The organism is Wolbachia endosymbiont (group A) of Acrocera orbiculus, assembly GCF_947250015.1.
Lineage (GTDB): Bacteria > Pseudomonadota > Alphaproteobacteria > Rickettsiales > Anaplasmataceae > Wolbachia > Wolbachia pipientis.
The window spans coordinates 520,214-534,876 of sequence record NZ_OX366272.1; the positions used below are offsets into that span (position 1 = coordinate 520,214).

Below are 14,663 nucleotides of genomic sequence, written 5' to 3' on the forward strand. Positions count from 1 at the left end.
CTGAACTCTGCTTCAACACTACAATTTTCTTGAATGTGAATATCAACCTTTCCACTTCTCCAAGGTGAATTTCATTCCGCTCCAGTAGACGCATCATTGTGACGACGAAGTTCAATATATCTTGCTTTTTTCTTATCTGAATAATCTTCATCATATAAGTTAGTCTGAGAATATAAGCCTTCAAACTCAACTCTCATATTTTTGAATAAATAAGTTAGCAAAACCAATAGATATGTGAATTTAAATCTTTCGCCCACCACAAAGCCTCCCTGCATAATTTGTCATTCCATTATTATAGTATGCTTCTATTTTTTATGATAGCAACTTTTTATTGCGCTCAATCGTTTTAGATTTATAATGAAAGTATTGTAATTTAAAGCAAATCAATGACTATTGCAATTCACGAATTAGAGAGGATCATCAAACAATCGTTCCCCGACGCTGATATAAAGATTCATGATCTTGCTGGAGATGATGACCATTATCATTTAAAAATAAACTCCAAGTGTTTTCTTGGAAAGACAAAAATAGAACAGCATAAAATGGTATATAAAGCTCTGGAAGGTCAGTCTATACACGCCCTGCAACTGGAAACTAATACTTAAAAATAAGGTGAATTTATGAGCAATTTTGAACAAATAAAAAAAGATATAACAGAAAATGATGTGGTATTGTATATGAAAGGCACTTCTGATTTTCCTCAATGCGGATTCTCTGGACTCGTCGTGTCAATCCTAAAAAAATTGAACGTGAAGTTTAAGTATATTAACGTGTTGGAGAATGATGAAATACGTGAATCTATAAAAAAGTTTTCTGATTGGCCAACAATTCCACAATTATATATAAAGGAAGAGTTTATTGGTGGTTGCGACATCACTCGCGAGATGTACGAAAAAGGCGAACTGCAAAGTTTATTGAAGGAAAAAAAAATTATTGCGGAATAAGTACCAAGAAACCAGTGCCCAGACGCTGGATAACGTAGTATAGCTATGAAAAAGGATCTTATGTCTTAAACCGTATCCGTTCAGGGGAGCGGCAAAATAAGGTAGACAAAGCAAGATAATAATGTTGATGTTAACACTATTGTCAAGTTTACTGGCCTTTCTATTAGTGAGATTGAAGAATTAAGTGTGAGCGGTTACAAATAATTTACCATTTCTTCTGGTTTCACTATCCTTTCAAACTCTTCCTCAGTGAGCAGTTGAAGTTTTGCTGCTGCTTCTTTTAGAGTGATATTTTCTTTATAAGCAAGCTTCGCTATTTTTGCTGCATTGTCGTACCCTATATGCGTATTTAATATAGTGACCAACATCAACGACTGATTCAGTAAATCTTTTATCCTCTCTTCATTTGCTTTAATACCAACTACACATTTTTCTGTAAAATTTAAACTTGCGTCAGCTAAAAGTCTTATAGACTGCAAAACATTGTAAATTATCACTGGCTTAAACACATTCAATTCAAAATGACCGTTTGAACCACTAATGGTTACAGCAACATGATTTCCCATAACTTGAGTGCATACCATAGTCACCGCTTCACACTGAGTTGGATTCACTTTACCTGGCATAATTGAAGAACCAGGCTCATTTTCCGGTAACATTATTTCCCCAATTCCGCATCTTGGACCAGAACCAAGCAACCTTATATCATTTGCAATTTTCATTAAACTGACTGCTACTGTATTGAGTGTTCCACTGAGCTCAACTAAAGCATCATTTGCTGCTAGCGCTTCAAATTTATTGCCTGCTGAAGTAAATGGAAGGTTAGTAATTTCTGCAACTTGGCTTGAAAAATCTTCAGCAAAACCCTTTTTAGTATTGAGTCCCGTGCCAACTGCAGTGCCACCTTGTGCAAGCTCATATATATCACTTAAAGTTGATTTTACTCTCTCTATCCCCTTTTTAATCTGGACTGCATAGCCAGAGAACTCCTGTCCTAGTGTTAGGGGCGTTGCATCTTGCAGATGAGTACGTCCTACTTTTATTATATCTTTAAATTCCTGAACCTTATTATCCAGCACCTTATGCAATTTTTCAAGATTTGGAATAAGCAAGCGGTTTATCTGGTCTGCTGCTGCTATATGCATTGCTGTTGGAAAGGTGTCATTTGACGACTGACCATAATTCACATGATCATTTGGATGTATCGGAGATTTACTACCCAAATTACCACCTAAAATCTCTATTGCGCGATTGCTGATCACTTCATTCATATTCATATTAGTCTGCGTTCCGGATCCGGTTTGCCAAACAACAAGCGGAAATTCATTATTAAATTTGCCATCTATTACTTCCTTTGCGGCTGCGCAGATTGCGTCCCCTACCTTATTATCTATGCTACCCTGCTTCATGTTAACATGTGCTGCTGCAAGTTTTACTATTGCTAATGCTTTAATCAGAGGCTCTGGCATTTTTTCTGTGCCAATCTTAAAATTTTCTAAAGAACGCTGAGTCTGCGCTCCCCAGTAATGTTCACTTGGTACTTTTACTTCCCCTAAGCTGTCTGATTCTATTCTCGTCTTTCTATCCATATTTTCCTCCTGGTGTTATGCAAACTGGTTCACTACATAATTTTTTCATGCCTACTTCTTGGTTAATTAAATCATACTAGATCCAAGTAGTCAAGTGTACGAACATTGCAATTTTCAGGTAACTTGCATGGTAGAGTGCGACCCGAAAGTCGTGATTTTGTGGTGGTTAAATTCCATCTTCCCTAAACATCAGGGATAAAGTATATCTCACATTTTAGAAAGTGGCAACTTCTGGGATGCAAGCATGAGACAAAAGCAGGTAATACCTAACCTTATGGTAAATCCCTGCGAACAGAGTTGGATAAGGTTACGAAAGGAACTTATGTTTGAATTGTCGTCAGCAGGAATATGCGAAATAAGGTTGATACGCATAGACCAAAATGGTAGAAGCGCAAAGAGGAATCAAGATCCTACCACTTGATTATGGATGTTCTCAGCTTCCGGCAAAAAGTAAGAACCTAAGTCCAACATGAAACAAAATCATGGAACGGAGTAACCGCATAGATGCTCTTATATTTATTTAGATATAAGCAGGTAGCCAACCGTAAGCTTCTATGTGGAAGGATTGTTTAAGAAGCTAACGCCCAAAGTATAGCATTTCTCATAATAGTCCAAACAGGTCATAGGAAGGCAGAATCAACAGCACGAAGAAAGGATTCGAATAGAGGAATGTTTTTCCTGGCTCTGTTTTTTATAGCAAACCAATGATGCTCAATTTTGTTGAAATCTGGAGAATAAGGCGGCAGATACAAAATTTCTGCACCAACCCCTTTAGCAAGCTCGATAATCTTATCAGACTTATGAAAAGTAGCATTGTCAAGAATGACAGTCTGTCCAGGTTCCAAGATCGGTGTCAAAAATTGCTCAAACCATCCATTAAAAACATCCATATTACAGTGGCCTTCAAAGGTTAACGGAACAACTATCTTTCTTCCACTTAAGGCTGCAACCATACTGATTCGTTGAGTTTTCTTTCCAGATTTTAAGGCATAAAACCGCTGTCCTTTCTGGCAATATCCGTAGGGGTAGTCTTCGGTGTTATCAATGCCAGACTCATCTATATACACTAAGTTTTTAGGTTCTTTTGTCGCTATAATTTTCAAAAATTCAGCACGTTTTTCTTCGTTTCTTTCCTTGTATCCATATGTCTTTTTTTGCGCGTAAATCCAATTTTTTTAAGGGCTCGATAGATCGTTTGGATACTAACGTTGTTCCAAAGTTTAGCCATTTCCGATAGAGTCTTTCCTCCGTGTTCTCTGGCAAATTTGGCAAAGGTATCCCAGTCGGTAATTTTGTGATTGTAACCCCCATTTCCAAGTTTTTTTGATTGAAAGTCTCCTGTTTCTTTTCTTCTTTGCTGCCACTCCCATAAAGTAGTTCGTCCAATCTTAAATCTTGCTGCCACTGTTTCTCTGCTTTCTCCTTCGTCTAGCGCTTCCATTGCTTTTTTTCTTAAATCATAACTATATGCTGCTGGCATTCAACCTCCTTATCATCATCTATCCTTATCCTATCACATCCGGACTTTTATCGAAAGAGCTATAATATTTGGGATATGCAGACGTAAACACTGTAATTTGGAAGGTAAAGTTATGAGTAGTAGTGAATATGTTATGAGCCAACAAAATGTTAGGTATGAATGGAATGAAATTTCTTGGCGTAAGCTGGAGAAATCTTCATTTAAGCTACAAAAACGAATTTACCAAGCTTCTAAATGTAATGATATCAAAAAGATGCATAATCTTCAGAGATTATTACTCAAATCAACAAGTGCAAGAATGCTCGCAGTTAGAAGAGTAACACAGGACAATAGAGGGAAAAAAACTGCAGGTATTGATGGGAAAGCCAATCTCGACCAAAAAGAAAGAATGCAATTAGCAAATTCTATGGATTTAAGAGGAAGAGCAAAACCATCAAGACGAGTCTGGATACCAAAACCTGGCAAGCCATTGGAGCGTCGTCCCCTTGGTATTCCCACTATATCGTGTCGAGCAAAACAAACACTTGTAAAAATGGCGTTGGAACCTGAATGGGAAGCAAAATTTGAGCCGAACACTTATGGTTTTAGACCTGGTAGATCTTGTCACGATGCTATGAAGGCCATATTCAATGCACTAAGTCAGAAAACAGCATATTGTTTAGATGCTGATATTTCAGGGTGTTTCGATAATATTAAACACTATGCATTGCTTGAAAAACTCAATACCACACCAACATTAAGAAAAACAATAAAAGGATGGTTGAGAGCAGGAGTAATAGAAAATAGAATTTTCCAGCCAACTAAGAGTGGTACAATTCAAGGAGGAACTATCTCTCCATTATTGGCTTGTATAGCATTACACGGTATGGAACAATATATTAAAGAAGCATTAAAAAGTGAACTTTTTCTATATAGAAGAAGAAAGTATGGTACAGCATCGCAGCAACGGGCACAACAAGCTCTTAGTATAATTTTTTATGCTGATGATTTTGTTGTTATACATGAGAGTGAGGAGATCCTTATTAAGGCAAAGGTACTAATCGAAGAATGGTTAAAAATCATTGGATTAGAACTAAAACCTTCAAAAACAAGGATTTCCCATACTTTAGAAGGGGATAAACCAGGATTTGATTTTCTTGGATTTTCAATAAGACACTACCTAACAAGAAATAATAAGAAAGGTTACAAGTTATTAATCAAACCAAGTCGTGAATCTATAAAACAGCATAATTTCATTATCAAACATAAGATTAGAAAATTGAGGGGAGCAACACAAGAAATAGTAATTAAAGTACTTAATCCAATTATTAGAGGATGGAGTCAATATTACTCTTGTGTAGTTTCAAGTGAAACATTTAATCTTATCGACAGTGTAATGTTCAGAAAACTTTGGAAGTGGGCGTTATATAAACACCCAAACAAAGGAAAATGCTGGATCAAAAGAAAGTACTTCAAGAAGTATGGTAATGATAATTGGCGATTTATGACAAGTAACGAAGTGAATCTTATAAGACACGGAGATCATGTTATTAAGCGACATATCAAAGTGAAAGGAACCAAATCTCCATAAGATGGTGATTGGGTTTACTGGGGGAATCGTCTTAATAGAATACTAGATAAATCACCGAGAGTAATAAAGCTGTTGAAGTTACAACAAGGCAAATGTGATCAATGTCAACTTTGGTTCAAGAGTGATGATATTCTAGAAATACACCATAAAGACCAAAATAGGAAAAATAATATGATCAAAAATTTATTATTATTACATGGACATTGTCACGATATTTTACACAGGAAGTGTGCATGACAAGCACCAAATTGCAGAGGAGCCGTATGACGGTAACCTGTCACGTACGGTTCTGCAGTCGAGTGGGGAGAGGTGACTTTCTCCACTTAGATAACTGTACAACTGTACGAACATTGTCTAGCAGGAGGGTGTCATCCCAGCGCCCCTATGATGTCATCACAGTGCTTGACACTTGGATCCAGAAATTTTATTAAGTTGGTAAGCATAAAAGTAGCCGTTTTATGTTAAAATACAACGTTTTGATGATTATGAAAAGGCTGGATCCCAGTGTCTGGGCACTGGGATGACACCATCTGCCACGCAAATTGCCTGCAAATTGCAATGTTCGTACAGTTGTGTGGTAGATGCAAGTAGCTGACACTGGGATTTGTTATGTTTAACAAAAACAAATGTTCGTACAAATATATTCTAGTTATATGATAAAATAAATGAAATTCACATCTTAAAAGGATCATATACATCGATTTCCTTAGAATTACTCTTTTTCAATTTTTCACTTAATAATCTTAAAATAGGCTGTAAATCACCATTAATTGATAAGCACAGCACTTCTTTATTGAGATAATTAGCTAGGTGATTCTTCTTTTCCAGAATTTCTGCTTCCCTCAATAAGTCGCATTTGTTTAATACTACAATCTCTTCTTTTTCAACAAGATCACTATTGTAAAGTTCCAATTCATTATGGATACAACTATAAGCCAAAACAACGTCATCGTGAGTTACATCGATTAAATGAAGTAAAATTTGACACCTTTCTATGTGCTTTAAAAATTTATGCCCGAGCCCAACTCCAAGGTGAGCATCAGTAATTATTCCAGGAATATCTGCTATTACAACTTCGCTATCATCCACTTTTACCATGCCTAAATGAGGTCTTACGGTGGTAAATGGATAATCGCCTACTTTTGTATCGGAATTTGAGCAGCGAGTCAAAAATTTTGATTTACCTGCGTTTGGCATGCCAATAATTCCAACATCTGATAAAACTTTTAGTTTTAATAATACATGTTTTTCTTCGCCAGGCTGACCGTAAGTAAAATGTCTTGGTGCCTTATTAGTAGAAGATTTAAAATTAGTATTTCCAAGTCCACCTTTTCCACCCTGTGCTACTTGAAATTCCATACCAGGCTTGTCAAGGTCTACTATTATCTCTTCACTTTCTTCATCAATTATTTGTGCACCGACTGGAACTTTAAGTATAACGTCTTTCCCTGCTGTGCCAGATCTATCCCTGCCTGCACCATTTTTTCCACTATCTGCTTTAATGTGTCTTCTATAACGAAAATGAAGCAAAGTGTTGAGATTAGCGTCGCTGATGAAAACTATGTTTCCACCCTTTCCTCCATTACCACCATTTGGACCACCAAATTCAACGAACTTTTCTCGACGAAAACTTGCACAGCCATCACCACCGTCACCGGCTTTTAAACACAATTTTACTTCGTCTATAAAACCCATGCTAACCCACGATAATATTTAGCATCCTTTCCTAACGTGCTTTCTATTCTCATTAGCTCATTATACTTCGCGAGTCTATCAGAACGCGATAGCGACCCGGTTTTTATTTGCCCGCAATTTGACGCAACTGCTATATGAGATATTGTTGTGTCTTCTGTTTCACCTGAGCGATGAGAAACAACAGCTTTATAGCCATTTGATTTTGCCATTTCAATAGCAGCAAAAGTTTCTGTTAACGTCCCTATTTGATTTGGCTTGATCAGTACAGCATTTGCCATTTTTTCCTCTATTCCTTTGCATATCAGTTCACAATTTGTAACAAACAAATCATCCCCAACCAATTGAATTTTACTCCCCAATTTTGCAGTAAGTAATTTCCAACCTTCATAGTCGTCTTCACTCATTGCATCTTCTATAGAAATTATTGGATATCTTTCCACAAGATTACAATAATATTCAGTCAACTCTTCTGAAGTAAGATCTCTGTGTTCAAATTTGTAAATTCCATCTTCATAAAAAGTAGATGAAGCAACATCAAGGCCTAGTGCAAAATCACTTTGCGCTGAATAACCTGCTGATTCTATAGCGTATATGATCAAATCAAGTGCTTCTTCAGTACTTTCAATATTTGGTGCAAAACCACCTTCATCCCCTACATTTGTGCTATAACCTTTTTTCTTAAGAATGCTACGTAAGTTGTGGAATACCTCCGCAGATATTCTAATCGCTTCGCTGAAAGTCTCAGCACCGACCGGAAGAATCATGAATTCTTGGAAATCGAGCTTATTGTCTGCATGTACTCCACCATTAATTATGTTAATGAGTAGAACCGGCATAACACTCGTCTGCTTTCCTCCCAAATATCTATATAGCGGCATTTTGAAACTGTTTGCTGCTGCTTTTGCAACTGCAAGAGACACACCCAAAGTTGCATTTGCTCCAAGTTTTGATTTGTTTTTTGTTCCATCCAGTTCAATTAATGCTTTATCAATTGCATTTTGGTCCGCTGCATTCATTCCAATGATTTCATCTGCTATTATCCCATTTACAGCTTGAACAGCTTTCAGCACTCCCTTACCACAATACCTTTTCTCATCTTGGTCCCTGAGTTCCAAGGCTTCTAATTTACCGGTTGAAGCTCCAGAAGGTACAGATGCTCTGCCTACTGCTCCATCACAGAGCCCAATCTCTACCTCAACGGTTGGGTAACCCCTGCTATCTAAAATTTCTCTTGCAAATACGTTATTGATTATCTTATTCATTACATTAAACCTTAACTTCCGCAATAAGTGCTGCAGTTTCCTTTGCCAATTTAGCTATATTACTACCAGCACCAATAAATAATACTATATCACTTGGACTTGTCGAATCACTAATAAAATGTGAAATGAGCAAAGCATCATTCATAATTTTTGTGTTATTAAATCCATTACTGATTAAAGCTTTTTGTATATCATCAATCCCACAACCAGGAATAGGCTTGTCTTCTGGGGGATGAACAGGAGTGAGGATGACATAATCAAACATCATGAAAATTCGTATGAATTCATCAAAAAAATTACGAATGCGGGCAAAACGAAGTGGTTCGATAATTCCTATTACTTTTCCTTTAGTAATCGAACGTGCAGCCGTTAAAGTTGCATATATTTCATTTGGATGATGGGCATAATCCTCAATTAACTTAACACCTTTAATATCGGCAATCAAAGAGAATCTTCTTGCTACTCCTTGAAATTCCAAAAGGCCTTTTTTAATATCTGCATCGCTAATTCCGAGCTTTATCGCAACTGATATTGCAGCTAGGGCGTTGCTTACTTTGTGAATTCCAATTGCATTTGATAGTACTATGTTTTTTAAAGGGCTGGATCCCAGTGTCACGCACTGGGATGACATCTCTGTACACTTTCCTTTTGTCATTCCAGCACGTAATGCTGGAATCCAGTTGTTCAACACATCAAATTCTATGCTGTTAGCATGCTGTTTAATGTTGCTGGCTCTTATGCTACCATTCTCAAACCCAAACGTTATAGAATTACCCGCATCATAATCGATGTCTACAGAATCAGGTAAAACTGCAGAACCTGCATTATTCACGAATTGGGAAAATGCATTTTTGATATTATCAAATGTGCCGTAATAATCTATGTGGTCATTGTTGATACTTGTTATGACAGCAATCTTTGCAGGGATTTTTAGCATAGTTCCATCAGACTCATCAGCCTCGATCAGAAAAGTGTCACTCCCTCCAAGTTTGAAGTTGCTCTTATAGGAATTTAATATCCCTCCTACAGTTACAGTCGCATCAATGCCAGAATGATCAAAAATGGAAGCAATCATAGCGGTTGTTGTTGTCTTTCCGCTTGAACCTGAAACCGCTATCACATATTTACCTTTCATAATTTCAGCAAGTATGTCTGATCTATGCAAAACGGTTTTATTGTTATTTTTTGCCGCAATTAACTCCACATTATCAGATTCTATTGCAGAAGAATGTACAACTATTTGAGCTTGGCTTATATTATTAGCATTGTGACCAATAAAAACCTCTATACCTAGCTTTTGTAACTTATTTATATTGTCGTTTGATTGTGCATCACTGCCTTGAACTTTGCAATTGGAATTGTGAAGAATTTCAGCAATAGCACTCATTCCGATTCCACCTATACCAATAATATGTATTATTCCTTTTTGAGTTTTGTTAATATTTAGCAGTAGATGTTTACTCATTACTAAATTTATTATAGTATAATTTAAAATCCTCATAGTATCGAACCCTCTTACCGAATACAATGATAAAAAACCTAACCTTTCTATGTCTAATATTTGTTTTGATAAGTAGCTGCAGTTTTAGCAACAGGTTTAACTGCACTGCAGGTCATTATAAAATTGGCAGCAGCTACACAATAAATGGTATAACTTATTATCCAAAAAACTGTAAACACTATGAAGAGATAGGGATAGCATCGTGGTATGGAATAGAAGATCATGGCACACTTACAGCAAATGGTGAAGCGTTTAACCGTCACTTGATCTCTGCAGCGCATAAGACTTTGCCCCTACCCTGCTTTGTTCTTGTCACTAATTTAGAAAATGGAAGAAAGCTTGTTACAAGGGTTAACGATAGAGGACCATTTATTGAAGGTAGAATAATAGACTTATCAGAAAAAGCAGCTCAAGTCTTAGGATTTCATAAATCTGGGCTTGCAAAAGTAAAAGTCCAATACCTAAGAAAGATGTCAGAACAATTGATACAAAATACTCCTTATTACAGAAAGCAGTATGAAAAAGAAATACAGAAACGTCACCCAAAACAAGACAATGCAGAAAGTAAGGGATATGTTGCATTTTTTAAAAGTGCTCAGGCTGCTAAGTCAGCTGCATCAAAGCTTCGCAATCAAGGAATAAAAAATGTTAGATTGCTTTTTAAGAACGATCAATATTGCGTGAAAGTGAGTTATAGGTAGTGGTGAGTGCAGAATTTGAAAGATTTGGTTAATGTAAGGAACGCTGGCTAACTATTGTAAGTTAAAAATGTGATATAAAAAAGATATCAACAATTTATAGCTATACCACCGCGATATCTCTTAGCCGCTAACACGTAGCGGAATGACGAGCTTATCGTCACGCCACCGCTAACCGTCATACCGCGATTTATTCGCGGTATCTCAGCCGCTAACAAGTAGCGAAATGACAGCAATCCTACGTCATGCCGCCGCTAACCGTCATACCGCGATTCATTCGCGGTATCTCAGCCGCTAACAAGTAACGGGATGACGAGCTTATCGTCATGCCACCGCGAACCGTCATGCCGCGATTCATTCGCGGTATCTCAGCCGCTAACAAGTAGCAGAATGACAGCAATCCTACGTCATACCGTCACGGTATCTCTAGATCCCGCTAACAAGTAGCGGGATACTTGACCTTTACAGGGATGACAGTTGTCGTTTAGCTATAAATGTTAAGAAATTTACCAAATAAAAAAAAAGGCAAAGAAACCCTAGGGTAGCTAGTATTCAAATTCTCCCTTGTCTATTTGACGTCTTTTACTGTCTTAAACACTTTATAAGCGCGTTTCGGCTTGTATAGGTAGAAACCTAAAAGTTTTATAAAGACATGAGGTGCACATAGTGCAAAAAATTAAGCATGATTTACGCCAAATACATTAAGTTTTTTGTCATTAATCCACCACAGAGATTGCGAAGATAAATAAATAGCTTCAGTTTCATGATAAGAGGGCTGGCGGAGTTTGTCAAGTAAGTTTTTCGTTTCATCCAATGCGCTGCCAAAAGTTTGTTATGCAAGAATGCACTAGCCATTTCTCACAGATTCATTTAAACTTAATCAAGTAGGAGTATTATTAACGCGAAAAGAGTTTAATTAGAGATTTAAGTGATATGGCGCGTGAGGAAGATATAAACCAATTAGTAGAAAATGGATTTGATATTAACTCAAAAGATGCAAGTGGAATCACTCTCTTGCATAAGTTCACAAAAGAAGGCGATTTAGTTGGAGTAAAGTCATTACTAGAGCACGAAGCTGATTTCAATGTCGTAGACAACGAAAATAGAAACCCTCTGCATTACGCCATTATGCATGGACACAAGAAAGTTGCTAAACTTTTTGTTAACCAACTGACAATTAATTCCAAGGATAAAAATGGATTCACTCCACTGCACCTTGCTGCACTACAAGATGACACGGAATTAATAGATTTTTTGATAACAAAAGGCGCAAAAATTAATGAAAAAGATGCCAAAGAGGGCTATACTCCTCTTCATATAGCTTCACTATACGGTTCTAAAAAAAGCGTCCAAATTTTAATTGATAGCGGAGCAAATCTCGAATGTGAAGATAACAATTTTCGTACTCCTTTGTTTTTAACCATTTATCAATGCACCGCACATTATGACAGCAGAGCAGAAATTATAGAATATCTGATAAAGAAAGGTGCAAATATAGAAGCCAAAGATGCAGAAAATAACACTACGCTTTTCCTAGCAGCGTATAACAACAAAATGCAAATAGTAAAACTTATTGCAAAAAAACAGCAAGCAAGTAACGATAAAATTAAACTTAAAGAGTTTTTTTGCACAAAAAACAACCATGGTTTTGATGCGTTAGATTGCGCTATTGAGCATAATAATAGAAAAATGGTAACATTTCTTGTTTCAAAGGGAATAGAAGCAAACGATCAAGATTTTAATGGTAACGCTAGGCTGCATAAAGCTAGCCATAATGGTAACACTAAAACAGTTAAGCTCTTATTGAAGCTTAAGGTAAACGTTAATGCTGTTACTAAATGTAACAGAACTCCCTTGCTACTCGCAGTTAAAAAAGGCCATACACAAATTGTGAAAATGTTATTGGAAGTTAGAGCCAATATGAACATTTGTGAGCAACAAGGTTTTGCACCTCTACATCTTGCTGTTCAAAAGGATTATTTTGATATAGCTCAGTTGTTAACAGAAAAAGGTGCAGACCTTAACATTAAGTGCAATAACGGTCATACCGCAATAGATATGTTCATTAGCAAGGCTCATAGCAAAAAAAACATCGAAGAAAATTACAAAAAATTTTGTAGATTTTTGATGCTTTACCTGAAAGAGCTACATAGTAAACACAAAGCCTGTTGTATACTTTCAACCCTAGCTCTAAGCTTAACAATTATAGGCTTACCATTTATTTTCAAGCCTATTATTAAATACAGAGAAAGAAGTAAAATATATAAAAAAATTAGGGCTATGCTGGTCTACATTTAAGTACAAGAAGAGTATACAAAAAATACATAGCCAAAGCTAATACACGACAATTATCTGCTCGATGAAAATGAGATTAAATACATTTTTAATATTTTTATAGAAATCTATTAGTATAGATTTTGTATGCTGTTCTAATGGCTATTTTTAAATGCTTAATACTCCTCTTCATTATTTCTTGCACACATCTACCTACCAAGCAATATCCTATTAACATAGACAATTATAAGCACGATTATCCGTTGCAACAATATAACACCTCTTTGGAGATTAATGAACCGGCAATACCAGAAATTATGCCTTTACCAATAGAGTTTCCCGATCTCACAATCAGTAATCAGCTTATTTCTATTAATGTTAGTGAAGAAGTATCAGTAAAGGATTTGCTGATTGAGATAGGAAAACTTTCTGACGTTAACTTGGATATGGACCCAAAAATATCAGGTAATATTATTTTAAAGCTAAAAGATAAGGATATAAACGAAGTAATTCAGAGTATAGCAAATAGCGCCAAACTGCTTTACTCAACAAGTAATGGTGTAATTAGAATTGAGCAGGACTTGCCATACGCACAAAATTATTACGTAGACTTCATCAATATTCAACATTCTGCTCAAAGCAGTTTCGTCATTAATAACAATATTACTAACAGTGATGGAAGTAACGTTGATAGGGACTATAACAATGTTATGAAGTCTCAATACAGTAGTGACTTATGGAATTCATTAGAAAAAGGCTTGAATGCAATAATGGATGTTAACGGGGTGGATGATGGCGAATTCCTTTCATCCAACAGAGAAGCTGGTGTTATTATTTTGAATGCTAGAAAAGATATCCACAAAGCTGTTGAAGAATATATTAATAAGGTTAAGAAGTTAGCGTCTTCTCAAGTAATGATAGAGGCAAAAATAGTTGAAGTTGTGCTAGATGACAAATACCTTTCTGGTATGAACTTAAATGACTTACAAGATGGAACTAAGTCTATAATAAATCAAGATAACTCCATTATTAACCTAGCAATGAACTTTGGTGCAAATGATCTAGGAGATTTAGTAAAAAATTTAGACAAATTTGGCACTTCAACTGTAATTTCAAGCCCCAGAGTACATGCTATAAATAATCAGCAAGCGATGATTTCATTTACTAAAAACCATATTTATTTTACCTCCGATATACAAAAAGATACTAGAAACTCTAATCAGACCTTAATTACCAAGATGAATAGCGTCCCAATAGGTGTTGTGCTAATAATCCACCCAAGCATTAACATTGATACTAGTGAAATATTCATGGATATACATCCAACTTTATCAAGAATTAACGGCTACACTAAAGATCCAGATATAGAGTACGTCGCACAGCAGAGTAAAATGAAATTAAATAGCGACATTCCAATTGTTGAAATCAGAGAAATGAACTCTATGTTAAAAATTAAGAGCGGTGAAATTATGGTAATCGGCGGGCTTATAGAACATAGAGAAGATAAGCAAAGCTTATTGCATCAGAAATCAAAAAGGCTAGCGAATAATATTAGAACAGTAGAAACTGTCATTTTTTTAAAAGCAACAATCGTACCAACATTTGGTTTGTTAGATAGAAAAGATAAGAATTTATATATATATTAAATTA

General features: G+C 36.0%; 12 protein-coding genes. 6 read left to right on the top strand and 6 right to left on the bottom strand.

Going from position 1 to position 14,663, the window contains the following annotated elements; translation table 11 throughout:
* Positions 1-71 precede the first annotated feature (71 nt).
* Complete coding sequence (locus OOL03_RS02560; protein WP_264707576.1) at positions 72-275, bottom strand: hypothetical protein; 204 nt, start codon at positions 273-275, stop codon at positions 72-74.
* 111 nt (positions 276-386) lie between these two features.
* Between OOL03_RS02560 and OOL03_RS02565 the strand changes: the two genes are divergently transcribed.
* Complete coding sequence (locus tag OOL03_RS02565) at positions 387-605, top strand: BolA/IbaG family iron-sulfur metabolism protein (protein ID WP_006280012.1); 219 nt, start codon at positions 387-389, stop codon at positions 603-605.
* Positions 606-620: 15 nt separating this feature from the next.
* Positions 621-944: a Grx4 family monothiol glutaredoxin gene (gene grxD, locus OOL03_RS02570; RefSeq protein ID WP_006280013.1), complete on the top strand. Its 324-nt coding sequence runs from the start codon at positions 621-623 to the stop codon at positions 942-944.
* Between the two features lie 194 nt (positions 945-1,138).
* Here grxD and fumC read toward each other — a convergent pair whose 3' ends face one another.
* Both fumC and OOL03_RS02580 read right to left on the bottom strand, forming a co-directional pair.
* Complete coding sequence (gene fumC / locus OOL03_RS02575; protein ID WP_264705061.1) at positions 1,139-2,533, bottom strand: class II fumarate hydratase; 1,395 nt, start codon at positions 2,531-2,533, stop codon at positions 1,139-1,141.
* A 620-nt stretch (positions 2,534-3,153) separates the two neighbouring features.
* A protein-coding gene (locus tag OOL03_RS02580) for an IS630 family transposase (RefSeq protein ID WP_264707034.1) occupies positions 3,154-4,013 on the bottom strand; the annotation gives its coding sequence in 2 pieces (ribosomal slippage) (positions 3,154-3,689 and positions 3,689-4,013; 861 coding nt in all).
* A gap of 112 nt (positions 4,014-4,125) precedes the next feature.
* Between OOL03_RS02580 and ltrA the strand changes: the two genes are divergently transcribed.
* Entirely contained in the window at positions 4,126-5,583 is a 1,458-nt protein-coding gene (gene ltrA / locus OOL03_RS02585; RefSeq protein WP_264707430.1) for a group II intron reverse transcriptase/maturase, read from the top strand.
* Between the two features lie 672 nt (positions 5,584-6,255).
* Here the strand turns inward: ltrA and cgtA are convergent.
* Genes cgtA through murC form a run of 3 tightly spaced genes read right to left on the bottom strand, consistent with a single transcriptional unit; the run spans position 6,256 to position 10,041 of the window.
* Entirely contained in the window at positions 6,256-7,278 is a 1,023-nt protein-coding gene (gene cgtA, locus OOL03_RS02590; RefSeq protein ID WP_264707577.1) for an Obg family GTPase CgtA, read from the bottom strand.
* Positions 7,266-8,540, bottom strand: a complete 1,275-nt coding sequence (eno, locus tag OOL03_RS02595) for a phosphopyruvate hydratase (RefSeq protein WP_264707578.1) — start codon at positions 8,538-8,540, stop codon at positions 7,266-7,268. Before eno ends, cgtA begins: the two co-directional genes overlap by 13 nt.
* A gap of 4 nt (positions 8,541-8,544) precedes the next feature.
* Entirely contained in the window at positions 8,545-10,041 is a 1,497-nt protein-coding gene (murC, locus tag OOL03_RS02600; protein ID WP_038250394.1) for a UDP-N-acetylmuramate--L-alanine ligase, read from the bottom strand.
* A gap of 26 nt (positions 10,042-10,067) precedes the next feature.
* On the opposite strand from murC, the gene OOL03_RS02605 reads away from it, so the two are divergent.
* The 3 genes from OOL03_RS02605 (at position 10,068) to OOL03_RS02615 (ending at position 14,659) form a co-directional block, all read left to right on the top strand.
* Positions 10,068-10,742 carry a septal ring lytic transglycosylase RlpA family protein gene (locus tag OOL03_RS02605; RefSeq protein ID WP_319803722.1) on the top strand — a complete coding sequence of 225 codons (675 nt, stop codon included), beginning with the start codon at positions 10,068-10,070 and terminating at the stop codon, positions 10,740-10,742.
* 930 nt (positions 10,743-11,672) lie between these two features.
* Positions 11,673-13,037, top strand: coding sequence for an ankyrin repeat domain-containing protein (locus tag OOL03_RS02610; protein WP_065095203.1), 1,365 nt, complete (start codon positions 11,673-11,675; stop codon positions 13,035-13,037).
* Positions 13,038-13,156: 119 nt separating this feature from the next.
* A complete protein-coding gene (locus tag OOL03_RS02615; RefSeq protein ID WP_458694000.1) occupies positions 13,157-14,659 on the top strand; it encodes a type II secretion system protein GspD in 1,503 nt (500 codons plus the stop codon).
* Positions 14,660-14,663: the final 4 nt, after the last annotated feature.

Excerpts from the sequence above, each read along its gene's own strand:
- OOL03_RS02560 (WP_264707576.1), bottom strand. The coding sequence starts at position 275 with ATGCAGGGAGGCTTTGTGGTGGGCGAAAGATTTAAATTCACATATCTA.
- OOL03_RS02565 (WP_006280012.1), top strand. The coding sequence starts at position 387 with ATGACTATTGCAATTCACGAATTAGAGAGGATCATCAAACAATCGTTC.
- grxD (WP_006280013.1), top strand. The coding sequence starts at position 621 with ATGAGCAATTTTGAACAAATAAAAAAAGATATAACAGAAAATGATGTG.
- fumC (WP_264705061.1), bottom strand. The coding sequence starts at position 2,533 with ATGGATAGAAAGACGAGAATAGAATCAGACAGCTTAGGGGAAGTAAAA.
- ltrA (WP_264707430.1), top strand. The coding sequence starts at position 4,126 with ATGAGTAGTAGTGAATATGTTATGAGCCAACAAAATGTTAGGTATGAA.
- cgtA (WP_264707577.1), bottom strand. The coding sequence starts at position 7,278 with ATGGGTTTTATAGACGAAGTAAAATTGTGTTTAAAAGCCGGTGACGGT.
- eno (WP_264707578.1), bottom strand. The coding sequence starts at position 8,540 with ATGAATAAGATAATCAATAACGTATTTGCAAGAGAAATTTTAGATAGC.
- murC (WP_038250394.1), bottom strand. The coding sequence starts at position 10,041 with ATGAGGATTTTAAATTATACTATAATAAATTTAGTAATGAGTAAACAT.
- OOL03_RS02605 (WP_319803722.1), top strand. The coding sequence starts at position 10,068 with ATGATAAAAAACCTAACCTTTCTATGTCTAATATTTGTTTTGATAAGT.
- OOL03_RS02610 (WP_065095203.1), top strand. The coding sequence starts at position 11,673 with ATGGCGCGTGAGGAAGATATAAACCAATTAGTAGAAAATGGATTTGAT.